The sequence below is a fragment of the Corallococcus sp. AB030 genome (assembly GCF_003668965.1).
Lineage (GTDB): Bacteria > Myxococcota > Myxococcia > Myxococcales > Myxococcaceae > Corallococcus > Corallococcus exiguus.
The window spans coordinates 1-1,264 of record NZ_RAWQ01000452.1; the positions used below are offsets into that span (position 1 = coordinate 1).

The window sequence follows — 1,264 nt, forward strand, 5'->3', positions numbered from 1 at the left end:
TGGGCCTGCTCCGGTTCGGTGGACAGGTTGACTACGCTGCCAGCCTCTTGGTTGCGGCCCTCCGCTCGTATTCCACTGGGCTGACGTAGCCCAGGGCGGAGTGGCGCCGCTTCCGGTTGTAGAACACCTCGATGTACTCGAACAGCGACTGCTTCGCCGCCTCGCGTGTCTTGAAGCGGGTGATGTAGACGAGTTCCAGCTTCAGGGTGGAGAAGAAGCTCTCCGCCACGGCGTTGTCCCAGCAGTTGCCCTTGCGCGACATGCTGCATCCGATGCCGTGCGCCTCCAGCAGCTGGCGGTAGTCCTCGCTCGCATACTGGCTGCCACGGTCGGAGTGGTGCAGTTGCGGAGCGGGACCGCCGAGCAACGCCATATCGAGCGCGCTCAGCACCAGGCCGCGGTCGATTCTCTCGCCCATCGCCCAGCCCACCACCTTTCGACTGAAGAGGTCCAAGAGCACGGCCAGATACAACCAGCCCTCCTCGGTCCAGACGTAGGTGATGTCGCCCACCCATGCGCGGTCGGGCTGGCCTGGCTGGAAGTTCCTCGCCAGGGAGTTGGGCGCCACGGGGTGGCCGTGCGCGGAGTCGGTGGTCCGCACGAATCGACGCCGGGTGCGAGCGCGCAGGCCCGCCTGGCGCATCAGCCGAGCCACTCGCTTGCGGGCGACCCGCCGGCCGCGCGCCTTCAGCTCCGCGTGGACTCGCGGAGCGCCATACCTGCCCCGGCTCTCCTGGTGCACGGCGAGCACCTCGACGCCCAGTGCCCGGTCGCTCTTCTTGCGCTCGGACTCGGAGCGCTTCGCCCAGGCGTAGTAGCCACTGCGAGAAACCTCCAGATGACGGCAGAGGGAGGCTACCGGGAAGAGGGCCTTCTTCGCGTCGATGAAGGCGAACTTCATTTCATCTCCTTCGCGAAGAAGGCCGCCGCATTTTTTAGGATTTCTCGCTCCAGCCGCAGCTCCCGGTTCTCCTTGCGCAGCCGGGAGAGCTCCTCGCGCTCCCCTGTCGCCAGCGCTCCGGGCCTGCCCTCACCCCTGTCCGTCTTCGTCTGCTCGACCCACAGCCGCAGCGCCGACTCCGTCAGGTCCAAGTCTCGGGCCGCCTGGGGGATGGACTTGCCCTCCTCCAGCACCAGCTTCACCGCCCCGGCCTTGTACTCCGCCGTGAACTCCCGGCGCGGCCTGCGGGGCTTCCTCTGCTTTTCGTCAGTCGCGGACATCCCGTGCTCCTTCCATCACATCTCGGGTGTCCACGGAACCGGG

1 protein-coding gene is annotated in these 1,264 nt (G+C 67.0%); it reads right to left on the reverse strand.

Going from position 1 to position 1,264, the window contains the following annotated elements; all coding sequences use genetic code 11:
- Positions 1–31: 31 nt before the first annotated feature.
- Positions 32–1,221, reverse strand: a protein-coding gene (locus tag D7Y15_RS43520; RefSeq protein WP_199746074.1) for an IS3 family transposase whose coding sequence is annotated in 2 segments (ribosomal slippage) — positions 32–939 and positions 939–1,221 — 1,191 coding nt in all. Because the reading frame shifts where the segments join, the coding sequence is not laid out codon by codon here.
- Positions 1,222–1,264: the final 43 nt, after the last annotated feature.